Origin of the sequence: Streptomyces aureus, assembly GCF_000725495.1 — a bacterium.
GTDB lineage: Bacteria > Actinomycetota > Actinomycetes > Streptomycetales > Streptomycetaceae > Streptomyces > Streptomyces aureus_B.
The window spans coordinates 190,534-212,064 of sequence record NZ_JNZD01000007.1 but is presented as its reverse complement, the minus strand read 5'-3'; the positions used below and the strand labels follow the sequence as shown (position 1 = coordinate 212,064).

At 68.7% G+C, this 21,531-nt stretch carries 20 protein-coding genes and 1 pseudogene; 18 read left to right on the top strand and 3 right to left on the bottom strand.

Annotation, left to right across the window (positions count from 1 at the left end):
- Positions 1–63: 63 nt before the first annotated feature.
- From IO36_RS15120 to IO36_RS15040, 16 genes are all read left to right on the top strand, one after another.
- A complete protein-coding gene (locus IO36_RS15120) occupies positions 64–1,467 on the top strand; it encodes a hypothetical protein (protein WP_158997367.1) in 1,404 nt (467 codons plus the stop codon).
- A gap of 581 nt (positions 1,468–2,048) precedes the next feature.
- The gene (locus IO36_RS15115; RefSeq protein ID WP_037620192.1) at positions 2,049–2,864 is read left to right on the top strand and encodes a hypothetical protein; all 816 of its coding nucleotides are present in this window, start codon (positions 2,049–2,051) and stop codon (positions 2,862–2,864) included.
- Positions 2,865–2,944: 80 nt separating this feature from the next.
- Complete coding sequence (locus IO36_RS15110; protein ID WP_037620188.1) at positions 2,945–3,274, top strand: hypothetical protein; 330 nt, start codon at positions 2,945–2,947, stop codon at positions 3,272–3,274.
- An 84-nt stretch (positions 3,275–3,358) separates the two neighbouring features.
- Positions 3,359–4,783: a DNA cytosine methyltransferase gene (locus IO36_RS15105; protein WP_037620187.1), complete on the top strand. Its 1,425-nt coding sequence runs from the start codon at positions 3,359–3,361 to the stop codon at positions 4,781–4,783.
- 97 nt (positions 4,784–4,880) lie between these two features.
- On the top strand, positions 4,881–5,489 hold the full coding sequence (locus IO36_RS15100; protein WP_037620185.1) for a hypothetical protein: 609 nt from the start codon (positions 4,881–4,883) through the stop codon (positions 5,487–5,489).
- Between the two features lie 237 nt (positions 5,490–5,726).
- On the top strand, positions 5,727–6,464 hold the full coding sequence (locus IO36_RS15095) for a phosphoadenosine phosphosulfate reductase domain-containing protein (protein WP_158997365.1): 738 nt from the start codon (positions 5,727–5,729) through the stop codon (positions 6,462–6,464).
- A 296-nt stretch (positions 6,465–6,760) separates the two neighbouring features.
- Positions 6,761–7,162, top strand: coding sequence for a hypothetical protein (locus IO36_RS15090; protein WP_037620181.1), 402 nt, complete (start codon positions 6,761–6,763; stop codon positions 7,160–7,162).
- 84 nt (positions 7,163–7,246) lie between these two features.
- Complete coding sequence (locus IO36_RS15085) at positions 7,247–8,194, top strand: hypothetical protein (protein WP_037620178.1); 948 nt, start codon at positions 7,247–7,249, stop codon at positions 8,192–8,194.
- A 117-nt stretch (positions 8,195–8,311) separates the two neighbouring features.
- The gene (locus IO36_RS15080) at positions 8,312–9,067 is read left to right on the top strand and encodes a hypothetical protein (protein WP_037620177.1); all 756 of its coding nucleotides are present in this window, start codon (positions 8,312–8,314) and stop codon (positions 9,065–9,067) included.
- A gap of 424 nt (positions 9,068–9,491) precedes the next feature.
- A complete protein-coding gene (locus tag IO36_RS15070) occupies positions 9,492–9,923 on the top strand; it encodes a hypothetical protein (RefSeq protein ID WP_037620172.1) in 432 nt (143 codons plus the stop codon).
- A 105-nt stretch (positions 9,924–10,028) separates the two neighbouring features.
- Entirely contained in the window at positions 10,029–10,919 is an 891-nt protein-coding gene (locus IO36_RS15065) for a hypothetical protein (protein ID WP_051900504.1), read from the top strand.
- 400 nt (positions 10,920–11,319) lie between these two features.
- Complete coding sequence (locus IO36_RS15060; protein WP_037620170.1) at positions 11,320–11,586, top strand: hypothetical protein; 267 nt, start codon at positions 11,320–11,322, stop codon at positions 11,584–11,586.
- Positions 11,587–11,800: 214 nt separating this feature from the next.
- Positions 11,801–12,418 (top strand): hypothetical protein, encoded by a 618-nt coding sequence (locus IO36_RS15055; protein WP_037620167.1) that lies wholly within the window; start codon positions 11,801–11,803, stop codon positions 12,416–12,418.
- A 120-nt stretch (positions 12,419–12,538) separates the two neighbouring features.
- Positions 12,539–13,288 (top strand): hypothetical protein, encoded by a 750-nt coding sequence (locus IO36_RS15050; RefSeq protein WP_037620166.1) that lies wholly within the window; start codon positions 12,539–12,541, stop codon positions 13,286–13,288.
- A gap of 111 nt (positions 13,289–13,399) precedes the next feature.
- Entirely contained in the window at positions 13,400–14,050 is a 651-nt protein-coding gene (locus tag IO36_RS15045) for a hypothetical protein (protein WP_051900503.1), read from the top strand.
- Positions 14,051–14,196: 146 nt separating this feature from the next.
- The gene (locus IO36_RS15040; RefSeq protein ID WP_037620164.1) at positions 14,197–14,733 is read left to right on the top strand and encodes a hypothetical protein; all 537 of its coding nucleotides are present in this window, start codon (positions 14,197–14,199) and stop codon (positions 14,731–14,733) included.
- A gap of 141 nt (positions 14,734–14,874) precedes the next feature.
- Here IO36_RS15040 and IO36_RS15035 read toward each other — a convergent pair whose 3' ends face one another.
- Positions 14,875–15,255, bottom strand: a complete 381-nt coding sequence (locus IO36_RS15035) for a hypothetical protein (RefSeq protein ID WP_051900501.1) — start codon at positions 15,253–15,255, stop codon at positions 14,875–14,877.
- Positions 15,252–15,722 carry a hypothetical protein gene (locus tag IO36_RS46825; RefSeq protein ID WP_051900500.1) on the bottom strand — a complete coding sequence of 157 codons (471 nt, stop codon included), beginning with the start codon at positions 15,720–15,722 and terminating at the stop codon, positions 15,252–15,254. The genes IO36_RS15035 and IO36_RS46825 overlap by 4 nt, the downstream gene beginning before the upstream one ends.
- A 405-nt stretch (positions 15,723–16,127) precedes the next feature.
- Here IO36_RS46825 and mobF point away from each other — a divergent pair, with 405 nt between their 5' ends.
- Together mobF and IO36_RS15020 are read left to right on the top strand one after the other, a co-directional pair.
- Positions 16,128–20,957, top strand: a complete 4,830-nt coding sequence (mobF, locus tag IO36_RS15025) for a MobF family relaxase (protein ID WP_037620162.1) — start codon at positions 16,128–16,130, stop codon at positions 20,955–20,957.
- 16 nt (positions 20,958–20,973) lie between these two features.
- Complete coding sequence (locus tag IO36_RS15020; RefSeq protein ID WP_037620159.1) at positions 20,974–21,273, top strand: hypothetical protein; 300 nt, start codon at positions 20,974–20,976, stop codon at positions 21,271–21,273.
- 106 nt (positions 21,274–21,379) lie between these two features.
- On the opposite strand, the pseudogene IO36_RS48155 reads toward IO36_RS15020, so the two are convergent.
- Positions 21,380–21,515: pseudogene (locus tag IO36_RS48155) on the bottom strand (IS630 family transposase); the annotation flags it as partial.
- Positions 21,516–21,531: the final 16 nt, after the last annotated feature.

Genomic DNA, 21,531 nt, shown 5'->3' with positions numbered 1-21,531 from the left:
CCTACGTCGCAGCAGGGGGCAGGGCAAGGCCCCCTGGAACCCACCACGGCAAGGGGTCTACACATGGGTGCCCACAGCCCGCAACTACAACTCGATCTTTGGCAGGAGCAGTCGCCCGCCGCAGTCAGCGTGAAACCGGTGACCGTGCTTTCGTATGGCCTGGGGGCGGATTCGACTCTCGTCCTGATAGAAATGCTGCGCGACCCGGCCGGCTACGGCCTGGAGCCGGACTTCTCCGACCTGATCGTGATCACGGCGACGGTTGGTTCGGAGTGGAGGGACACCGTCAGGCTCGTCGAGGACCATATCTTCCCCCTTCTCCGCCGTCATCAGGTCAGATACATTCAGGTCGCGCGGTGCGGCCCGTACGAAGCGGACGGCTGGGAAGTCCTCGCCGACTCCCGTAGTCCACAGCACTTCATTCCGCGAGGCCGCTGGACCCTCATGGACGAGCTCTCTCTGAACGGCACGGTCGTCCAGGCAGCTGGCGGGAATTCGTGCTCGCTGAAATACAAGGGCTGGCCACTGGACCAGTGGGGGCTGGCCGAGTTCCCCGACAGGCCGTTCCGGAAGATCGTCGGCTACCACGCCCGCGAACGAAAGCGCGCCCGCACCTACGACGGATGCCAGCAGGAGGACAACCTGAAGGCGCGCCGGACCATCTGCACCGTGGAATATCCTCTCATTGAACAGAGCTGGGACCGCGATATCGTGGAGGCCCGGTTGTTCACCGAATTCGGCTTTCTGTGGCCAAAGTCCTACTGCACGTTCTGTGTCTATTCAGGTTCCTGTTCTGCCCGGCCCGCGCATATGGCGCGGTTGCGTGACCACGTTGAGCAGGCTGTTGAGGTACTGGCCCTGGAATACACGTCGATGGCGCTGAACGAGAACGGCTCGTTCTACCCGAAGGAGACGCTGTACACGCGTGTCGCCGAGGACGGCAACACCGCGGCGCTGCGGGCGCTGGAGGACCGTCTCGCCTCCGTGGAGTGGGCGCTGTACCGGATACGCCGCGTGTTCCCTCCGGCCCGCACCGGCAGCTGCAAGGAACGGCACGGAGACTCTTGCCGCTCCCCGTGGCCCGGCTGCATCGACCCGGACACGGGCGAGCGGACACCCCCATGCGCACAGTGGCACGGACCCGTCTGCCGCAAGCCGCAGCCCGCATGCCGGGACTCCTCCCGCAAGGGGCAGGCGAGCCGGTCCGTCAAGGTCGTGATCACCGGAACCCGAGCGCAGGTCACCCACCTGATGCGCCGTCGCGCCGCGGACGCCGGCGAGCATGTCGAGGAAGACCTTCAGCACCCGCTCGGCCATGTCCGCAGCCAGACACTCTCGCGCGGTGCACGCTTTCCCGCCGTGGAGGAGTTCCATGTCGTCGCACCCAGCGGCGTGATCGAGAAGCAGAGGAAGAACTTCGAGGAGGTGTGGCAGGAGACCTGCCGACAGCTTCGGCTCCCCGTCTGATCGCGCAGACACCGCGTCCCACGCTTCACCGCTCGGCGTCACGGCGAGTCAGAACATCTCCTCTTCCCGGCTTTCCGAGTGTGGGGCCCTCGGCGGGAGGGGTGCAAGAACGGGCTTCGCCGCGTTCTTGCACCCCTCCCGTTCGGGCCCCTTTTTCTTTTTGCCGGGAAGGGGGAGGGGGCCACTCCACGGCACCGCCCCGCGTTCGGTCCCGCCCGGCAGCCGACCGCGGGCCTCACGCGCTTAAAAACTGTCGCCGCGAGGGCCGGAAGTCCGAAATTCCTTCCAACTCCCCCCTCTGAAACCCGGATTCTGAGGTTGACCCACCCCTCAAGAGAACGTAGATTTACCTATGTCGAAAGGGGGCGGAAGCGAAAAGCCGCCCACCAGGAACATCGGCAGCGAATAGGCCAATGCGGTCGTCGATCCTTTAAAACTCCACAGAGCGCTTCATTGAAATCCGTAGAACATTGACGTGACATCAAGAACCAGAATTCCAAAGGGGGCAGGGCAAAGCCCCCCAGGAACCCACACTGCTGAATGGAGTCACTCAGGTGACGAATCCCGAGATTCCCATTTCGATGACCGACCTTGCCATTGCCATCCGCGAAGGCGCGCAGGTCGAGTCGAACAACATCCTCGGCAAATCCGTCGTGTTCACCCTGCCCAGCTCCGGAGACGAGGTGACGGTGTGGCCCGGACCCGACAAGCCCCAGCCCTCCGCTCCTCTCGTCCTGCTCTGGCAGCGCCGGTCGCTGCAGGGGGCGAACATCGCTCAGGGTGTACTGCCCTGGCCCAGCGACCCGAAGCCGCTCGTGAACTGGGCGATCACGATGGCCTACTCGACCGACGAGATCGGCCCGCAGTACGCGCCCGTCCTCGCCACCCTGCGCGAACACAACGTGATCGGCGACATCGTCCCCGTCCAGGGGGTCGGCCACCTCATCCACGTCCGGCTCCCGGACTCCACCTACCTGACCATCGGGGGTGACGAGGGCCTGCCCAGCCGTGCCGACCAGGTCAAGAACTGGCACGTGCAACACGAGGGTCCCGACGAGCACATCGGGGTCATCTACCACGGCTCCGAACTCCTCAGGATGGTCGGCGCGACCCAGCGCTACCTCCAGGCGACGGCCACCCGCTACGGCAGTCACCACCCGCTCGGTGCCCCGGTCGACAGCGAGGAGCCGGACGGTCCGGACAAGCTCTACGGCCTCATCTCCGACCTGTCCGAACTGCGTCGCACCCGCTACTCGGTGCCGGGCGGGGCCCTCCTGACCGTCATGGACGCCGACGGTCACAACGGCGCCACCATCGAGGTCCCGGCCGAGGTCGTGACCCGTCTCTGCCGCCTGCTCACCGTCGAGAAGCGGGTCATCGAGACCTACGGCGGCTAGCAGCCGACGCACCCCCAACCTGCCGGGCCCGGAGGGCAACCGGGCCCGGCGCCCACGAACCCACAACCACGGATGGACACATGACGACCCGCATTCCCCCGGCACACAACCACTGGCCACTGGCGCTCGCCCGCTACTCCGGCGACCCCGAGCCGCTCGGACTTCCCGACCGCCACCGGCCGATGCCCCTGCTGTGGGCGTCCCCGACCTGGAGCACGTCAGGCGTGCGCCACTTCGCGCAGGCCGATGACCCCCGTTCCCGTATCGCCCGTCGCCTGGCGGTCGAACTCGGCACCTCCTCCGCCTGGGACCTGATCCGTGAAGCGCAGACCGGAAGCTTCCAGGTCGGCACGGTCGAGAACGTCATCGAGACCGCAGTCTGGCTCACGTCCCAGACCTACGGCGAGTAACCGCCCCGCAGTCTTTTCCCCGCTTCGGGCCCGGAGGGCAAACCGGGCCTGAAGCGCTCAGGAACCCATAAGCAGGAAGAGCACTTGAGCCTCACATTCACTGATATGTATGCGGGCGCGGGCGGATCCAGTACGGGCCTGGTCAATTCAGGACTCGAACTCTTGCTTGCCGCCAATCATTGGCAAGTCGCGGTCGATACGCACACCGCCAACCATCCGGATGCCGAGCACCTGTGCGCCGAGATGGAGTACTACGACATGAGGCGCCTCCCGAAGACAGACATTCTTTGGGCGAGCCCCATCTGTACAGAGATAAGTCCCGCCGGGGGGCGTCCCCGGACCAAGGGTCAAGTCGATGACGAGGAATGGAAATCCCTCCCGGACAAGGCGTTCCAGCGAACACGGGCTACCGCTTTCGAAGTCATCCGCGCCGTACAGCTCCACCGCTACAAGGCCGTATTGGTTGAGAACGTCATCGAGTTCGCGACCGACTGGGAGTTGTTTGACTGGTGGCTGGCCGGAATGGCGCAGCTGGGCTACAACTACCAGATCGTCTGTGTCTCGTCGGCGCACATCGGGGACGCGTTCAATCTCCCCGCTCCGCAGTGGCGCGACAGGTTGTACATCGTTTTCACGAAGGTTGGAATCCGTCTCCCGGATGTGAAGCCGACGCCGCTGGCGTTCTGCGAGGTCTGCGACGAGGACGTGCACGCGGTGCAGACCTGGCGTAAGCCCCGTAAGCCTCGCAAGGGCCAGAAGCCCCGGAGGAGCGGAGTCGGCAAGTACGGCGTGCAGTACGACTACACGTGCCCCTGCGGCCACGGGGTCGTGGAGCCGTACGTTCAGCCCGCGTCGTCCATCATCAACTGGGAGGACGAAGGCGTTCGCATCGCAGAGCGTCACGAGCACGGGCTTGACCCTCTGGCCGAGAGCACCATCGCGCGCATTGAGGCGGGGCTGGAGATGTTCCCCGAGACCCCCTCGCTCGTGACCGTCAACCACGGTGGCCACGACGGGCGCGCGTTCCGGCCGGACCTGGCCCCGCTGCCGTCCAGGTGCGCGAAGATCGGGGAAGGGCTGCTCGTCCCGCCCGGAACCTTCCCGTACGCCACGTCGTCGCCGGATCTGGCGGCTCCGCCGTTCGTCATCGAGCTCCGCAACCACGGCAAGGCGCGGAAGATCGACCGGCCGCTGTCCGCGGTCATGGCGGGTGGCAATCACCATGGGCTGGTCATCCCGTACCGCAAGGGCGCGAAGGCCAAGCCGACGTCCGAGCCGCTGCACACCCTTTCCACGCACGATTCGGCCGGTCTGCTGCGGCAGGCGGCACGGATCGAGGACTGCTACTTCCGGATGCTGAAGTGGCGCGAGCAGATGAGCGCGCAAAGGTTCCCGACCGGCTACATCGTCACGGGGACCAGCGACGCCGCCAAGACGGTCCAGGCCGGAAACGCGGTGAGCTGCAACGTCGCCCAGTGGCTCGGCGAGCGCGTGGCCGCCGTTCTGTAAACCCCGTGGGGCCGCCCCAGCGGCGGCCCCACCTCCCCTTTCAGCCGGGCCCGGAGGGCAAACCGGGCCCGGCGCCCACAAGCCGAAGGAGCGCCGCATGGTCTTCCCGGACCCCCGGCACGACGCCCGCGAACGCATCGGCCATACCGCCCGCACCGTCCAGCACACCCGCACCACCCACATGGCGATCCGGCTGCTGCTCACCCGGGGCATCCGCCCCCAGGTGACCCGTTCCCGCCCCACCGAACCGCCGTGGGTGGACGTCACGTTCACCCACGGAGCCACCTCCGTCAGGTGGTCCAACACCTACTACCGCAACGGGCACAACCTCCGATTCACACTCCTGCCGCTCACCTTGGCGCCCATCGTCCTCGCCGCCGTCAGCAGCGCCCCGGACAAAGAGTTGGCCGCCTTCCACGACCCGGCCGACTTCAAGGGCGAGGCCGCCCGGTGGCTGGACAGCCAGACCGCAGGACTGCTGGGCGTGGCCGACAGCCGACCGATGCCGGGCTACGACGAGGAGGCGTCCGACACGCCGATCTACAGCTCGGAGCTGTCCGGGCGCTGGCAGGTGGAGGGGATCGCCCTCCTGGAACTGTCCGGCCCGGACATGACCGCCGTCTGCAACCTGGAGATCCTGCGCCTCAGCGAGGCCGCGGCGCACGCAGTCATCACCGCCTACGCGGCCCAGATCCCGCTGCGCTGATCCAGCCGGCTGCCTGGCAGGCGCCACCTCGGCGATGCCAGGCAGCCGGGACTGACCCCCTCGCTGCCCAGGGTCCGGGCAGCCCCACCGAACACCTCCATCTGGGAGAGAGTCATGCCCCGAAACCTCAGCACCCCTCCGCCGTGCGGTAGCGGGTGCGGCGCCCAGCTCGAACTCTTCGCACCGCCGCCCCTGCCCGCGCCGGCCGCCGGGTTCGACTGGGATCGCAACGACGTCGTGATTGTCGGCGACAGTGGTGGAAAGGACAGCGGCGTGCTCGTGCACGAGGTGTGCACGCAGGCCGACCAGGCAGGTCAACTGCACAAGGTCAGGGTGTTGCACTGTGATCTCGGCCGTACGCCGAACGGGCACCTGATCGAGTGGCCCGGCGCGCTCGGAGTGGCCCGCAGTCATGCCGACTTGTACGGGGTGCCGTTCGCCGTCCGGCGCAGTCAGCGGTGGCCGTCCTTGTGGGACCGGGTCATGGACCACGGCAACTTTCCAGGTTTCTTTGCCAGGTTCTGTACCTCGGATCTGAAGACCGCCGTCGGCCGCGATTACGTCGACGAAATCGCCGCCGAACTTCGGCTCGGCCGCCCCATCCGGGCCGGGTACGCGATGGGCATGCGCGCCGAGGAGTCCCGAGCCCGCGCCAGGAAGCCGGTCATCGAGCAGCACCGTATGACCGCGAAGACGCTGCGCGACGTCACGACCTGGCTGCCGGTCCACCACCTCAAGACGGACGAAGTCTGGAAGGCCCATCGCAAGCACGGCATCCCGTGGCATCCGGCCTACGAGCACGTGGGACGGCTCAGCTGCCGAGCGTGCCCGCTGGCCAAGCGGGCCGACCTGATCGCGTCCGCGCGGATCAACCGCGAGATCTTCGCGGAGTGGGCCGGGGCGGAACAGCGCCTGGGCAAGCCGTTCAAGAAGAACCTCACCCTGAAGCAGATTATCGAACTCGCCCGCAGCTGACCGGACCAAGGGATACACCCCAGCCACATCACGCCCTGGCTCACTCCGGCAGGGCGGTTACCCGGGAATTCATCCACGAACCCGGCAGTTCGGGGGGTCCGGCGCCCCGGAACGCCGTTGACCCCCTCCCCACCAAAAGATAGATTTACCTATGTCGACACGGGGTCAACGGCTCCGGACGCCGCCTCTTGCCATCGTCAGGCCGCGTGAGCCGACCGTCTCGATTCCCAGCCGGAGCGCGGAAGGGCAAACCGAGCTCCGGCACCGAACCCACAACCGTGAAAGGCAGCCCGCCCATGGACTTCACAGGGCCTCTCGACATCAAGGCGCCTACCGACTACGCCGAACTCATCAAATCGACGCCGCCGGAGCGGGGGCATGCCCACCTGGCCTACGCCCTCCGCTGGGTCGGCGAAGACGGCACGAAGATCGACCGTGAGGGCAACATCATCGCTCCGGGCTGGGCCGACGCGCCCGACGGCTGGGAGACGTTCAACGCCACCTACGCCCCCGAAATGGCTGGAGCGATCTGCGCCGACCTCCTCTCCTACGTGTGGGAGGCAACCGGAGCCGAGGGCCTGGGCCTCTCGCTGCGGACCCTCCTCACCTCTCTGACGGACGAGGAGGTGCCCGGGGACGAAGACGTACAGCACTCGCTGCGGACTCTCCTCGACTTCCTGGCCGACGCCCTCGGCTGACGTCCCACCCCCTGTACTCCTCCGGTGCGCGGCAGGGCAAAGCCGCGCACCGGAGCCGAACCCACCCACGCGAAAGAGCACCCCATGCAGACACACGCGATGCGCACCGCAGCCCGCGAACGAGTCACAGCCGCGCGTCATCAGCTGGATCTGACCACGGCCGTGCTAGCGCTCCGCCGGAGGGCGGCAGCCAGGCACAGGCGACAGATCAGCAAGACGGACGACAGCCTCCTTCAGTGCCGTTCCGAACAGCGGCTTCTTCCTGCCGACTTCAGCAACAAGTGGATCGAAGCCGCCGATGCTCAGCGAACGGTCCGTGAGCAGGCCCTCCGGGAGGAGGAGGCCCTGACGGCCGCCTACGAGGTCGTTGCCGCCGCCCACCGGCTGGCCCTCGGCGCAGCACACCGCGAAGTGCACCCCGTACCCGAGCGAGGCACCGTGATCGCTCCGGCCAATCCGGTCGCGCACGCCGTCAACTACACCGCGGCGTATTCCAGTTCCCACGACGGCGACGCCATCGATCACCCCCGTTCGTTGTCGGCCGACCGCGTCGAGTTCGTCCTCGGCCTGTGGCAGAAGGATCTGTCTGCGCGGATCCTCCTCGATGCGTCGTGTACCTACACCGTGGCTCGGCCCGGCAGCTACATCGAGCTGCGCCCCGTCGACGAGCCCGCGCCGACCGAGGGCGATGTGCTGCACGCCGCCCTCGGCGCCTACGGCGTGCCGTCGTCCCCCATGTGGGAGTGCGGCATCACCTACCGCGTGATCCCGCTCGACACCTCCGCCAACGGCGAGGACGTCCACACCGGCCCCCGCCTGTTCGTCCAGTCCGGGGAAAGTGCCGATCGGCCGATCGACGCCCACGAGGAACCGTGGACGGTCACCCTGCACAACGCCGACGGCGACCAGATCCGCACGCTCTACAGCGGTTCCCACGTGCCCGGGGGCATCGCCGAGGAGTCCGCCGACTGCGCGAAGTTCGCCGCGTCGTGGATCCGCGACAACGCGCACGCCCACCTCTCCGAGTTCTGACCCCTCCCTTGAGTCCGGGACGCGGACACGCAAACGGCCGCCCGCGTCCCGGTCTCCACTCACCGCTACCTCCAGCCGGCGAACTGCCGTCCGGCATCACTCGAAAGGCAACCGAGCATGGACACCAGATCCCGCATCAAGACCCGCACCCACCGCGGCGAAGCCGCCGTGTGGGAATACCTCGACACCTCGTGTGTCGGCGCCGTATTCAACCAGGACCCCGCCGCCCGCGGTCTGCGCGCCGTCCTGACCTACGGCCAAGACCAATGGAACGCCGGGTGGGACGTGCTCCGCACCAGCCCCGTCTTCCGCAGCGAGGCGGAAACCGTGATCACCACCCTGTTCAGCGACGTCCTGCACTACTGGGCCCGCCGCGACCCCAACACCCTCGACCTTCTCCAGCGCCGCATCTGGGAACTGCGCGGGGAATTCGAGCGGTTCGACTTCGACAGGTTCGTCGACGTAGAGGAACTCGCGGCCCTGTCGGCCTCCGACGTGAGCGAGGTGACCGCCCGTCTTCTGGCCGATCTGCTGCTGTGCGCCGAGCGGCTGAACCTCAGCTCCAACAACGTCTTCGCCAACGGAGTGCGCTTCTTCGTGGCCGACTGGAACCAGCTGAAGTTCGAACAGCTCCCGCGCGCCGAACAGGAGGCACACATCGTCCTGGCCACCCTGGAAGAGCAGAAGCTCATCCTCGCCTTCCGGCCGCACGGTGACGAGGGCGACGGCATCTGGCACGTACAGGAGAACCAGCTGGACCGTACGGTCCTGCACACCGAGGACGTCGCCGCCTACGCCGAGCGACGCAACGAGCTCCTCCGGCCCCACCCGGAGCGCCCCGGAAGCGCCTGGAGCAATTCCTCCCCGCGCTGACCGAAGCCTTCTCGTCCACCGTCCGGCAGGGCAAGCCGAGCGGCGGACCCCGGAACCCACGCCGTTCCTGGTGGGCGGGCGAACCGTCCCGCCCACCAGGAACGGCCCCGAGCGGAGTCTTGTCATGACCATCACCGTGAGCACTCCAGCCGGCCCGGGCGCGGGCTTCGAGCGGGCAGTACGCCAGGCCATTCGTCTGGTCGCCCCGGCCAGGTTGCGCCTGGTCACCTCCCGGCCCAGCCCCCCATCCAAGGCAGGTCCCTCTACGGACGCCGACGTGGCGGCTCTCGCGATCAGCATCGGCGTCCTCAGCCCCGCTGACACCGAGCCCCGCTGACCGGCCCCGACCGGTCAAGCCGGACGGCTTGACCACCACCTCCCCCCTCGGCACAAGATCCCCATCACCTCGAAAGGCATGCTTCCCATGAACAACCTCGCCGCCATTCCCGTCGCAGCCGTGCTGCTGCACGCCCTGGCCGTCGTCGAATTCCCCGGCTTCCTGGAACTCGACGAGGACTGCGTCATCGCCCACCCGCCGCACCTTCCCCAGGACAAAGCCCTGGACAGCGAGCACATCATTCTCAGCACCCCCGGCTTTGTCAGCCGCCCCGCGGCCCAGTACACGGGCGGCTTGTACGCCATGGCATACGAGGGCTACGACGGCTCGGACTACTGCGACATCGAGCGCGTCTACGAGGCGCAGCCCGGAGGGGACCTCATGGTCCACGCCGCCGCGTGCGCGAAGGCCGTCGCCGACTGGTTCGCCTCGCGCCGGACAACCGCCGAGGGCTCCGGAGACGAAAGCGGGGCCGACGACACGGACGAAGTCCGTACCAGCATCACCGAGGTGTGCTGACTTGGGCAAAGCCGTCGGCCCCTGGAACCCACAAGCGCAGCACCGAGGCACCACCCCTGAGGTATCCGACAGTGTAGGTCCTTGCATGAGACAGGATGAGCCACGATGACCACGACCAGAGAACAGTTCGAGCAGCGCCTCGCGCAGCTGCGGCGCGAGGCGCCGGAACTCACGCGCAAGGACTTCGCGCACCTCGCCGGCGTCGCCGAGAAGACGGTCCGGAACTGGCTGGACGCCGACCCGGAGTTCGCTGACACCGCCCGGACCGGTGCGCGGCGAGTTCAGCTCTTCCCCTTTGACGAGGGCGCGCAGTGGGTGCGCAAGCAGCTCTTCGGCGCCGACGAGCGGGCGCCGGAAGTGAGCCGGGGGCCACGGCTCGCCGCGGAGCCCCAGCGCATGCCCCACACGCCCGGCGAGCGGTGGCGCTGGGTTGACATGGCACGTCTTCGCGGTGTGACGCCGACCGCCGTGCGGCTCCTCGCCGCGGACTACCGGGATCACCCCGAGCGCCCGTTTCCGCCGCGCGACGAGTTCGACCGCATGTGTGACGCCGATGAGGTCTCCGCCTGGTTCCTGTGGTACGACACCACCCGTCCGGGATACACCGGCCCCCGGCCCGCCGAGATCGCGGCCGATTCCGGCACCAAGGACACCCGCCACAAGGAGGTCGTCAGGCGCCTGCACGCGGCGCTCGACAACGGCGAAACCCTGACCAGCCGGGCCCTGGCCGAGGAACTCGGGGTGAGCTTCGATGTCGCGGCCCGCTACCTGCGGCAGGCCGCCGAGGAGGTTCTCCCGAAGCGCGGTCTGATCTCCCGCAGTCAGATCGCCGAACGGCTGCCCGCGGCGTCCGCCACGCTCACGCCCGAGCAGCGTCGCGAGAGAGTGAAGACCCTTCTCAAGCGCAAGAGCGCCCCCGCCCCCGTCATCACGGTGGCCGATACGCCCTACTACAGCGAGACGGCCATCGCCGAGTTCCTGGCCCCTCCCGTGTGACCCCGCCGACCGCCGTCCCCGATCGGACAGGCCGCGGTCAGCATTCTCACCTTCGCATCCCGGCGATCGAGTGTGGGGCCCTCGGCGGGAGGGGTGCAAGGACGGGCTTCGCCGCGTCCTTGCACCCCTCCCGTTCGGGCCCCGCTTTTTCTTTGCCGGGATGGGGAGGGGGGCATCCACCGGCACCGGCCCGGGGGCGGCTCAGCGCCGTAGCCGTGTGCGGCACCACGCGCGTCCGCACACCCCGACGGCGCTGCGACCCGGACGAAATCCGCAGAGCCTGACCCCTGTTGGGCCGGGATTTCACGTTGACCACCCCACCCAAGGAAGATAGATTTACCTATGTCGAAAGGGGGCAGGGCAAAGCCCCCGGAACCCACGATCCACCGAGGAGATCACCTTGGCCGAGGACACCGAAGACGCCGAGCAGACCGAGTTCCTGTTGGTGTGCGAGAACGGCGATATCGAGCCGTTCGACGACTACCACGACGCCTACGAGGCGCTGACCGCCGCCGTCAAGCGTGACGTCGAGAAGCACGGCGAGGAGACGGCTCGCGAGGGTGTGATCCACCCGTACGGAATGTCGATCACCGTCATGCGCGACGGCCGTGACGTCACGGAGGACTGGGAGCGGAACGAGCCGCACAAGCCGCTGAGCATGGGCTGAGCGGCGCCCGGCCAGCGAGCCGGGATCCCTCGAATCGCCGGGATGCGCGGCTGCTCCCACGCGCGAGCTCGCTCGTGAACGTCGTCGACGCACGAGCCGGCCGGAACGCCGCGCGCCCGGCGCCCTTCCCCCTCTTCCGCTCTTCAGAGCGTCCGTCACGCGCCCCACTGCTTCGGGCCGGGGAGTAACCGGCCTGCTTCGAAAGGACTCCATCATGCGTATCACCACCGCCCCGCACGCCATCGAGGCGCGCGCCGCGTTTGGCGGTTACTCCGCCTTCCCCAGACGGGTGGCCCCTCTGCTCGCGATGCGCCTCACCGTGATGCGGGAGTACGCGGCGAACCGCAACCACGTCGCGGTCTGGGCCGACACCGCCAAGCAGGTTCACGAGGCCATCGTGGCCGTGTGCTTCGCCGAGGTCGCCCGTCGCCGCCGGTACCGCCGGTTCGCGAGCCGTGTCGCGCTGGACGCCATCGTGGCGTACGAGAAGGCGTACGTCGTCACTCTCTCGCGCGACGAAGCGGGCCACTACCACCCCGAGCCTGGCACCGAATACCCGTTCGCCGTCTCCGACATCGGCCGCGCCGCCGCCGATCTCCTCGGCGACGAGTGGTTCGCAGACTCCGGTTCGTGGGGCGTGCGCGGTTACCTCCAGGCAGACGGCGAGAGCGGCGGCTACACCCTCGCCGTTTCCGACAGCGGTGTCCTCTACGTCGAGACCCTGCCCGAGGCACGCCGCACCGACGTCGCCGACGTGTGGTCCAGCGACCGTCTCGGGGACATCGCCGCCCGCGTCGCCGACACCATCCGCGAACTCCGCAAGGGCGACTGACCCGCCCTGCGCGGCCGTGCCCCGGCCAGGAAACCGGCCGGGGCACGGCTGCCGCACCCCGGCTCCACCACCCGCCCGGGGGCCGACCGGGCAGTCCCCCGAGTGAGAGGAACCCGCACGATGACCAGCAAGACCAATCCCAACGGCTACACCGTGCACGCATTCAACGCGGCCGGTGACGTCCTCGGACTCGACGGCCCCCAGTCGGCCGGAAAGGCGCGTGAGGGCGTGGACGGCCAGACCGCCGGACAGTCCCTGTTCATCGAGACCGGTCACCGGCTGGAGGGCAATGGCCTTCCGGTGCGCGACCGGATCCGCTGGTACGTCGTCACCGATCACAAGGCCCGCCGCCACACGTGCCACGGACGGCCCGAAGGTGTCGAGCCGGGCACCCTGGGCGCCCTGGTGCGCTACCTCGAATTCTCACCGGCTGAGTGGGTGGGGCTCGCGATGCTCAAACACGCCACGGAGGGCACCCCGTTCTGCGGCTCGTGCGAGGACACCGGCACCGTGACCCTGTACGACGGTTCCACCGACGGGGTCATCGGCAGCCGGGCGTGTGAGGACAAGGCATGCATCCAGCGCGGCCGGGCGCGGGCCCGGATTACTGAACAGCGCCACACGGGAGAGCTGTTCATCGGGCATGAGGTGTTCACGCCGCACATCTGCTCCGAGTGCCACTACGGCGGTTACACGCCCGTGCCCGGCCTGTACCCGAGCACAGGCCCGGTCTACGTGTGCACGGCGTGGGAATGCGGTCACACGGTCGACCGGAGTGCGTTCGAGGTCGCGGACGGCGAGAGGTTGGCCGAGGCAAACAACCGGCTTCACATCGCCCGTGCCCGCCGCCATGACGAACCCCCCTTCTAGGCACCGCAGCCCCCACCACAGACGGTGTGCGGCCCGATCGAGTCGGGCCGGGGAGCACCGGCCACCCCATCCGGAGCACGGCCCCAACCCCACGGAGAGGAACACCACGACATGACCACGCAGGACGAACAGCCCGCGGCTCACCGACCCGCGACAGACGACACCGGCCGGCGGGAGTGGACGGAGGCTGAGGCACTGGAGCGTGACCGGCGGGCGGAGGAGCGCACGCGGCCGGTGACAGCGGAGCTGGTACGGAACCGGGGCACCCGGGAAACGGTGGTGTGGCTGCTCGACGAGTCCGGCACTTTGTGCGCCACGGCGCACGTAATCCGGCTGGACATCCGCCACGACGTTCGCCAGGACGACGCGGAAGCAGCGGCAGCCCGTGCGCTGGTGAAGGCAGGTTTTCGTCCCGTGCTCGGCTGGACGTGGACGGAGGTAGGGGCGGACGCCTCCCGGCGCCGGTGGCGTATCGCGATCGAGCCGACGGCCGACTACCTGTCGTACGTAGAGCGCCGCTACGGTCCGCGTCCGGAGATTCCCGCTATCGACGGCGCCACCGTCACGGCGCGCACGCAGCGCGGATGGTGGGACGTCACCACGTCCGACGGTGAACGGTACGCGCTCACGTGGTCGCCGCAGATCGGCGGCGACCGGTGGACGGTGTGGGGCGGGGAGAACTTCACCCGGCTCGTTCGCTCCACCACCGACCAGGCGAAGGCGCTGTTCGTGCTCCGCCACCCGAGCCACGCTCGCGGTTGACGCGGTGTGGCCCCGGGGTGGTGCAGGACACCCGCCGAGGACTTGGCCGCCCGCAACGGCCTCACCCCGATACCCCTCCGCTACTGACCATGCCCGCCCGGCCCGGGGCCGCGCGCCCCGGGCCCGCACCGAACGGAGCACATCCCATGCGACTGGGTATCCCGAGGTTCCACCCCCTCTCCGACATGCCGCTGTTCGAGTCGCAGCGCACCCTGCGCGGCCACCCCTTCTACCCCGGCGCGAGCGTGCTGCGCTCCCTCGCCCCCCGCGAACCCCGCCTCCCGGCCGAACAGGCGCCGTGCGTCGTCTACCACTCGCCGTGGGGCCACCTGGTCGTCACCGAGATCCACCCGGAGAACCTGAACGGATACGGCTGGACGTGCCTGTCGAACTACCCGGACGGCGCCGAGTGGGGAGACCTCGGATACATGGGCGAGTTCGAGCGAAGGCGCGGCACGCCGTACGAGTTCTGGGAGCGAGACCTGCACTCCCAGGACCGCAACGCGGCTGCCGCTATCGCCCGCATCCTCACGCGCTACGACGACCCTCCTGCACAGCGCAGCGCGCCAGAAGGGCCCGAGCAGGCGCCCGCCGTCCCAGGCGAACCAGTAACCCACCCAACCGCCGCCCCCGTTGCTCGCATGCCCCGCACTCCCAAGGGCACCCTGCGCGTCCGCCGCTGACCCGAGGCAGCCGGCCCGAGCACCCGCCAGGGCATGCACGCCCAGGGGCGCAGCGCGAAGCCGCGGGCCCCCGTACCGACATCCCCTGAGTCGGTGCGGGGGCCCGCGGCTTTGTTCGTTCGCTGCCTGTGCCGACGCTGCCTATTGGCGCGGCGGCTGGTTCACCCAGGACTGCGGGCTTCGAACAGTCGGCCCCGGCGGAGCTGATTCGGGGTACTGGGGTACCTGCGGTGCGGGGTGGGCGGCCGGTACCGGCTGCTGCGGGTATGGGCCGGTCTGGCTCCCGGGAGCGGGTGCCGGGGGTACACAGCGGAGCTTGGTCCCCGCGTACAGGGTGACGCTCCAGGCGGGTTGGTCACTGTAGAGGCGCCACATGGGTTTGCCGTCGACCATGGTCCTCTCGTAGCGGCCGAGGCGGAAGCCGATCGTCGTTCCTCCTTCGTCCTCCACCTCCATCAGGAGACCGATCCACTCGGGGCTGAGGTCCTCGATCGGCCGTTCGGCCACCGTGTTGGATGTCATCCCTTCTCCTCTCGCGTCGAGGCCGCGCGTTCCTCGGCCGACCCGGACAGCGTCGGCCCATGCGGCGTGCCCGTGTGCGTGGCCGAGGCGGAAACAGGCTGGCCGGTCGGTGTCTCGCGTGCGGTAGTCGCGGCCGGTGCGGAGCTCTGATCCGGCGCAGGGTCTTCCTGCGTGCTGGTGGATTCGGCGGCGACCTTGCGGATGGTCTCCACGGACTCGCCAAGTCGGTCGGCGACGGAACGGACGCCGTCGAGCTGGAGCATCTGTCCGACGCTCCGGGCCTGCCGGTCCCGCAGCTCCTCCTCCGCGGTCTTGGCCTGACCGCGCAGCCGGGCGGCGTAGGCGGCGATCTTCTCCTCGGCCGCTTCGGTGACGTCCTCGATCTCCTGTGCTGCCAGTTCGTAGTCGGTGGCCAGGTCCTCCAGCCGCCGCTCTCGCTCCCAGTGCGCCGCTCGGCGTGCGCGCACTCGCTCGCGGGCGTCAACCTCCCGCGCCGATTTCCGCGGACTCCGTTGAGCCATCCAACTCGCCTCCCCTGAACGATGGGTTCTGGGTCATTGTGGCCGATGAATCCACGCTTCCCGCATGGGGAATTTGAGGTCTTCTCCGAATGACGCAGCCAGAGGCATTCAGAGGCATTCTGAATTACTTGATCTTGCCTGTGGATAACGCGAACTGCGGGTTTTCCGCAGGTCCGCTCAGGAGAGCGGACCTGCGGAAAACCGGGAGCGCTTCGCGGTCCGTGAAGAAGGGGGGTGCAGGTCGGCTCGTTGGCTCGGCTCGTTCCTCGCTCGCCAACTCCCCTTCCCTGCACCCCCCTTCTTCACGGTCAAAGCTCTTGCATTCACAATGACACAAGGTAATCTGAGTGCATGATGACCATCCACAAGCTCTCAGCTGGGGATGGCTATCGCTATTACACGAGCGAGACCATCACCGGCGATGTACGCCGTTCTCCCGACCGTGACCTGGGTGATTACTACACGGCGGAGGGAAATCCGCCGGGGGTATGGATCGGTGGTGGAATCGCGGAACTCGGCGTCTCCGGGACGGTGTCCGAGGAGCAGATGGAGGCCCTGTACGGCGAGGGACTGCACCCGAACGCGGACGAGATCATCAAGACGGCCATTGCCGAAGGGCTCTCACCCGCCGAGGCCACCCGCCGGGCACGGCTGGGCCGCCGCTTCTACCGGTACGACCAAACCGCCGGCCCCCTCGCAGCGAAGATCCAGGACGAGATCGAGGCCCTCGAAGCCCGCAAGGGCGCGGAGGCCACCGCTGATGAGCGCAAGAAGGTGCGCGCCAAGGCCGGCGCCATCGCGTTCCGTGCGGACTTCGGGCGCTCTCCCAAGGACGCTGAGGAACTCGCTCGCTACATCAGCGCGAACACTGCCTCGAAGCAGCAGGCGGTCGTGGGATACGACCTGGTCCTGCGTCCTCCGGAGGAGATCGGCAAGGGTCTGTTCGGTGAGGGCGACGAGGACGTCTGCCGGATCACGATGGAGTGCGACGAGGAAGCGGTCCTTGAGACGATCGGCTGGATCGAAGAGCACGCGCTCGCCACCCGCACAGGCATCAACGGCATTGCCCAGGAAGACGTGCGGGGCGGACTCGTCGCCTCCCTCTTCAAGCACTACGACAACCGGCTCGGCGAACCCCTTCTCCACCATCACCTGGTCGTGGCGAACAAGGTCCGCGGGACCGACGGCAAGTGGCGCTCGATCGACGGGAAGCTGCTGTACGCGATGGGGGTCGCCGCCTCCGAGTTCTACAACCAGATCGTGATCGAGAAGGTGTGCGCGCGGCTCGGGCTGGAGGCCGAGGAGCGTGAGGTCACCCCGGGCAAGCGGCCGGTCATGGGGATCAAGGGTTTCGACCGCGGGGTGCTGGAGCCGCATTCGAAGCGCACGCGGGACATCGGCACGCGGCTGGAGGAACTGCTACAGGCTTACCGTCAGGAGCACGGCAAGGAGCCGGGGACTGCGGCCCGGATGGCGCTCATCCAGCAGGCCACGCTGGAGACCAGGCCGGCCAAGAAGAAGGGGCGGTCCCTGGCCCAGTTGCGGGCGGCATGGCGCAGGCAGGCCATCGCCGCCGTCGGCCGGGAACGGGTTGACTCGCTGCTGCGTACGGCGCAGGTCGCGGCGTCCGCACCCGGTGACGGAAGCAGCGACCTGACCGAGATCGATGTGGTGCAGGCCGCTGAGGACGTCCTTGCCGTGGTGTCCGATGCCCGAGCGGTGTGGGGCGAGCGGCACGTGCTGGCCGAGTCGCGACGCCACGTCGTACGGCTCACCCGAGGTCGCAGCTCAGCGGCCGACGGGCTCGCCGAGCGCATCACCGAACGCGTGCTGGCGCATGGTTCGCTGAGCATCACACCGCCCGACCTACACCGACCGTTCGCGCCTCTTCTGCGGGCAGACGGCACGAGCATCTACCGGCGCCGCGAGTCCGTCCTGTACACCTCGCGTGAGGTCTTGGCCGCAGAAGGCCGCGTCTTGAACGCCGCGCGCACCGTGGTGGTCCCCGCGCTCGCCGGGGACCGGTTCACGGAGGTCGCCGACCACTTCCAGGGCCATGAGCTGGATGCCGGACAGCGCCGGCTCGCGAAGGCGTTCGCCTGCTCCGACCGCCTCGTCGTCGGCGGCATCGGCCCCGCCGGCGCGGGCAAGACCACCGCACTCCAGCTCGTCCGCGACGCAGTGGCGGCCGGGGGCGGACGGCTCATACCTCTTGCCCCCTCCTCACGCGCGATGAAGGTCATCGAAGGCGACCTCGGCACCACGGCGTACACGCTGCACGGCTGGCTCGCCCAGCGCGAGCAGCTGACCGAAGGCAGCATCGTCCACCGCGTGTTGAAACGCCGCAGCAGCAAGCGCCGCAAGACCGTCTCGGAGGAATACGCGCTGCGCCCGGGGGACGTGATCGTGGTGGACGAGGCGGGCATGGCCGGTACGCGAAACCTCGCGCGCGTGGTGGCCGAGGCCGAGTCCGCCGGCGCCCTGGTCCGACTCATCGGAGATCCCGCGCAGCTCGGTTCGATCGAGTCGGGAGGCCTGCTGCGCCAACTCGCCCGCACTGTCGGCGTGGTGGAGCTGGAAGAACTCCACCGCTTCCAGACCGAGGGCGAGGGGGAGGCAACCCTTGTCCTGCGCGACGGCGATCCGGCTGATGCCTGGAGCTGGTACCTCGACCAGGGGCGGGTCGTGGGCGGCAGCCGCGAGGAGATGCTCAGCGCCGTCTTCGCCGGGTGGCAACACGACGTCGAGGCCGGTCTGAAAGCGCTGATGATGGCCGACGACGCCGAGATGGTCCGCGAACTCAACCTGCGAGCCCAGGCCTTCCAACTCGCCTCCGGCCGCCTTGACTTGAGCCGGACCGCGCGGTTGCGCGACGAGCTCCAAGCCGCGGTCGGCGATGTCATCGTGACCCGCAAGAACCAGCGCAAACTCTCCCTGCTCGGGGGCCGCGACTACGTCAAGAACGGCGACCAGTGGCTGATCGAGCGGATCGACCAGCGCGGAAACGCCCACGTCCGACACACCGGCCACGGCGGACGGATCGTTCTGCAGCGCGGCTACCTGCGCAGGCACGCCGAACTCGGGTACGCATACACCACACACCGAGCCCAGGGCATCACGGTGGCAGCCGCCCACGGCCTCATCAGCGCGCGCACCTCGCGGGAAGCTGCGTACGTCGAGGCGACCCGGGGGAGCCAGTCCAACCACATCTATGTCGTGACCGACGACGCCCAGAACATGCGCGACGTGCTGGACACCGTGGCCCACAGCAGCCAGGCCTCCGTCTCCGCCCACGAGATGATCGAGGCCGAACAGGAACGCGCCTACAGCATCGGCCAGCTCGTCGCCGAGTACACCGACGTCTACGCCCGCGCCACCAGCCAGCGGCTGCAGAGCCTCACCCGCCGTGTCCTTGGGCCCGAGGCTGAGATGTTCATCGCCGCGGACGCCTGGGAGGTCGCCGAGCGCTCGTTGCGCGCAGCCGAAGCCGAAGGCTGGGACCTCGGCCAGCTCATCCGGATCGCCTTCGACGAAAGGGACTTCGCGGACGCGGACGACCCGGCTGCCGTGCTCGCCTGGCGCATCGACTACCGCGTCGAAGCCGGACAGAAGGCAGCCGAACGTGCCACCCGCCGGGAGGCCCAGCCGGCTGGCAGCCGCCCACTGAATACGCTCAGCACAGAACAACTGCAGCGCCTCCTGGAACTCGCCGAGCAGCACCGCCGGACCGCCCTGGAGGAACTGCTGCGCGCGGACGCCGCCGTCGACAGCCAGCCCCGGCCGGTCGTGGCAAACGGACTTCCCCACCCCGCCTGGCCCGACCGAGCACACGGACACCTCACCCGGGCCCAACTCGCCGCAGCCATCGCCCAGGTGCGGGCCCGCATCCGCCGCGCGGAACACGAAGGGGACCACGGGGCCGAACGCGCCGCTGCTGCGGAACACGCCCTGCTGCGGCGCGAGCAGCAGCTGCGCAGGGCGATGCCCGCACGCGAACGGATGCGCGAAGACTGGCAGCGCGAACCTGGCCGTGGCGCCGGCCACACCGCCCGCCAGCCCGTGCCAGCCACCCGCGCCGAACGCACGGCCAACCTCCAGCGCCAGGACACGGCCCGGGAACGACTCAAGCGAGCCCAGCTCATCGCCGCCAAAATCCGAGCCGAACAACGGCTGCGCGACGAGCTCCCGCACCATCCGGCACCGGTCCTGGACAACAGCGGTCACCTGCCCGACTGGATCGCTCCCTCCGCCGCCGTACGGGACATGGACACTCCGGAGGGCTGGCGTCAACACCTGGTCGAGCGGCGCTTCGTGCTCTCCGAACGCCTGGAGCAGATGGGACTTGCTCTGGCCGAGTCCCCACCGACGTGGACCCGGGTCCTCGGACCGGTCCCCGTCGAGGGAACCGACCTTCGCGGACAGTGGGAGCGCACGGCGGCGGTAGCGGACGTGTGGCGCATCCGCCACGCTCTGGGAGACGACGTTCCCGGCATTGGTGAGCAGCCGGCTGATCCCCGCGACGCCCATGCCTGGTCGATCTTCCAGCAGCGCATCGCCGAGGTCGGCCGCCGTGCTCGCGCATCCGCCGCCGCGCGGCACCGGCCCGACGAGCCGTCGGCCGGGATGCGGATCGCCGCACGCACGGCCGAGAACTTCCAGTACCGACTGCTCGACGCCCACGTGTCCGAACCTGAGGACCGGGAGGCGGTATCGGCCGCCGCCGCAGCATTCGCCGAACTCGCCCTGCGCCGCGCCCTGGAAGGACAGGAACCTGTTGAGGAGTGGGTCGAGCAGATTCCTTCGCCAGACTCGGAGGACACCGCTCAGCAGGAGCAGTGGCAGCAACTCGTCGCAGCTCTCGCCGCCTATCGGATGCTGAACCAGATCGACTCCGACGAGCCTTTGGGAGAGACTCCTGATGAGGCCGAAGAGCGGGAGCAGTGGTCGGAACTGCACGAGGCCATGACGCTCTTCCAGCGCTCCCGCATCCAGCAGCGCCTGGAAGAAGTCCGGGCCCACCGAGACGCCGAACGTGCACGGCGCGGCCTGGCCCCCCTCACACCTGGCGTACCGGCGGACGACTCCGTTCCCCGGCGGCGGGCCGACAGCACACAGGACGAACAAAACCACCACCGGCGCCGCGGACCCAACCCGGGATCGCGCAGGGGACCGGGAACGTGAGTGAGGAGATGAAGGAATGGACGAGAAGGACGAGAACGTCACCACGAACGAAGGACTCACCAAAGATCAGCGGGAACTCCTCACGCAGTTCGCCGCCCGGCGAGCCGCCCGGCTCGCCGTAGCCGCCGGACGAGCGCCGGAGCAGTCGGAACTTGAGGCCCGCCTGCGGGAGATGGACGAGGCCTTCGCGGCACACCCAGACCGCGACAGCCCGCTGGTCCAGGAGAATCACGAACTCAGGCGATACACGGCGATCCTCGAAGAAGCCGTACGGGCCTTCATGGTTGGCGAGTTGGCCGCCGACACGAGGCAATAGCCAACTTTGCCACCGGGCTGCCCAGGCTTCACCCAGGCGTCGAGCCCGATGCGGTGTCCACCGACGTGCCCCCGCGGTGATCGGGCGGGAAGCAGCCGAGCCCCCTTTCCGGGGACCACTTCCACGTCTTGGTCTGCTGAAAGGTGACACCGCGACGGGGCGAGCACGCACCGTAACGCCTCGCGGCCGATCCGGATGACACGGCCGTGCACTTGCCGCAGGTAGGCAGCGAGTCTGCGGATGGGCTGGCTTCACCGC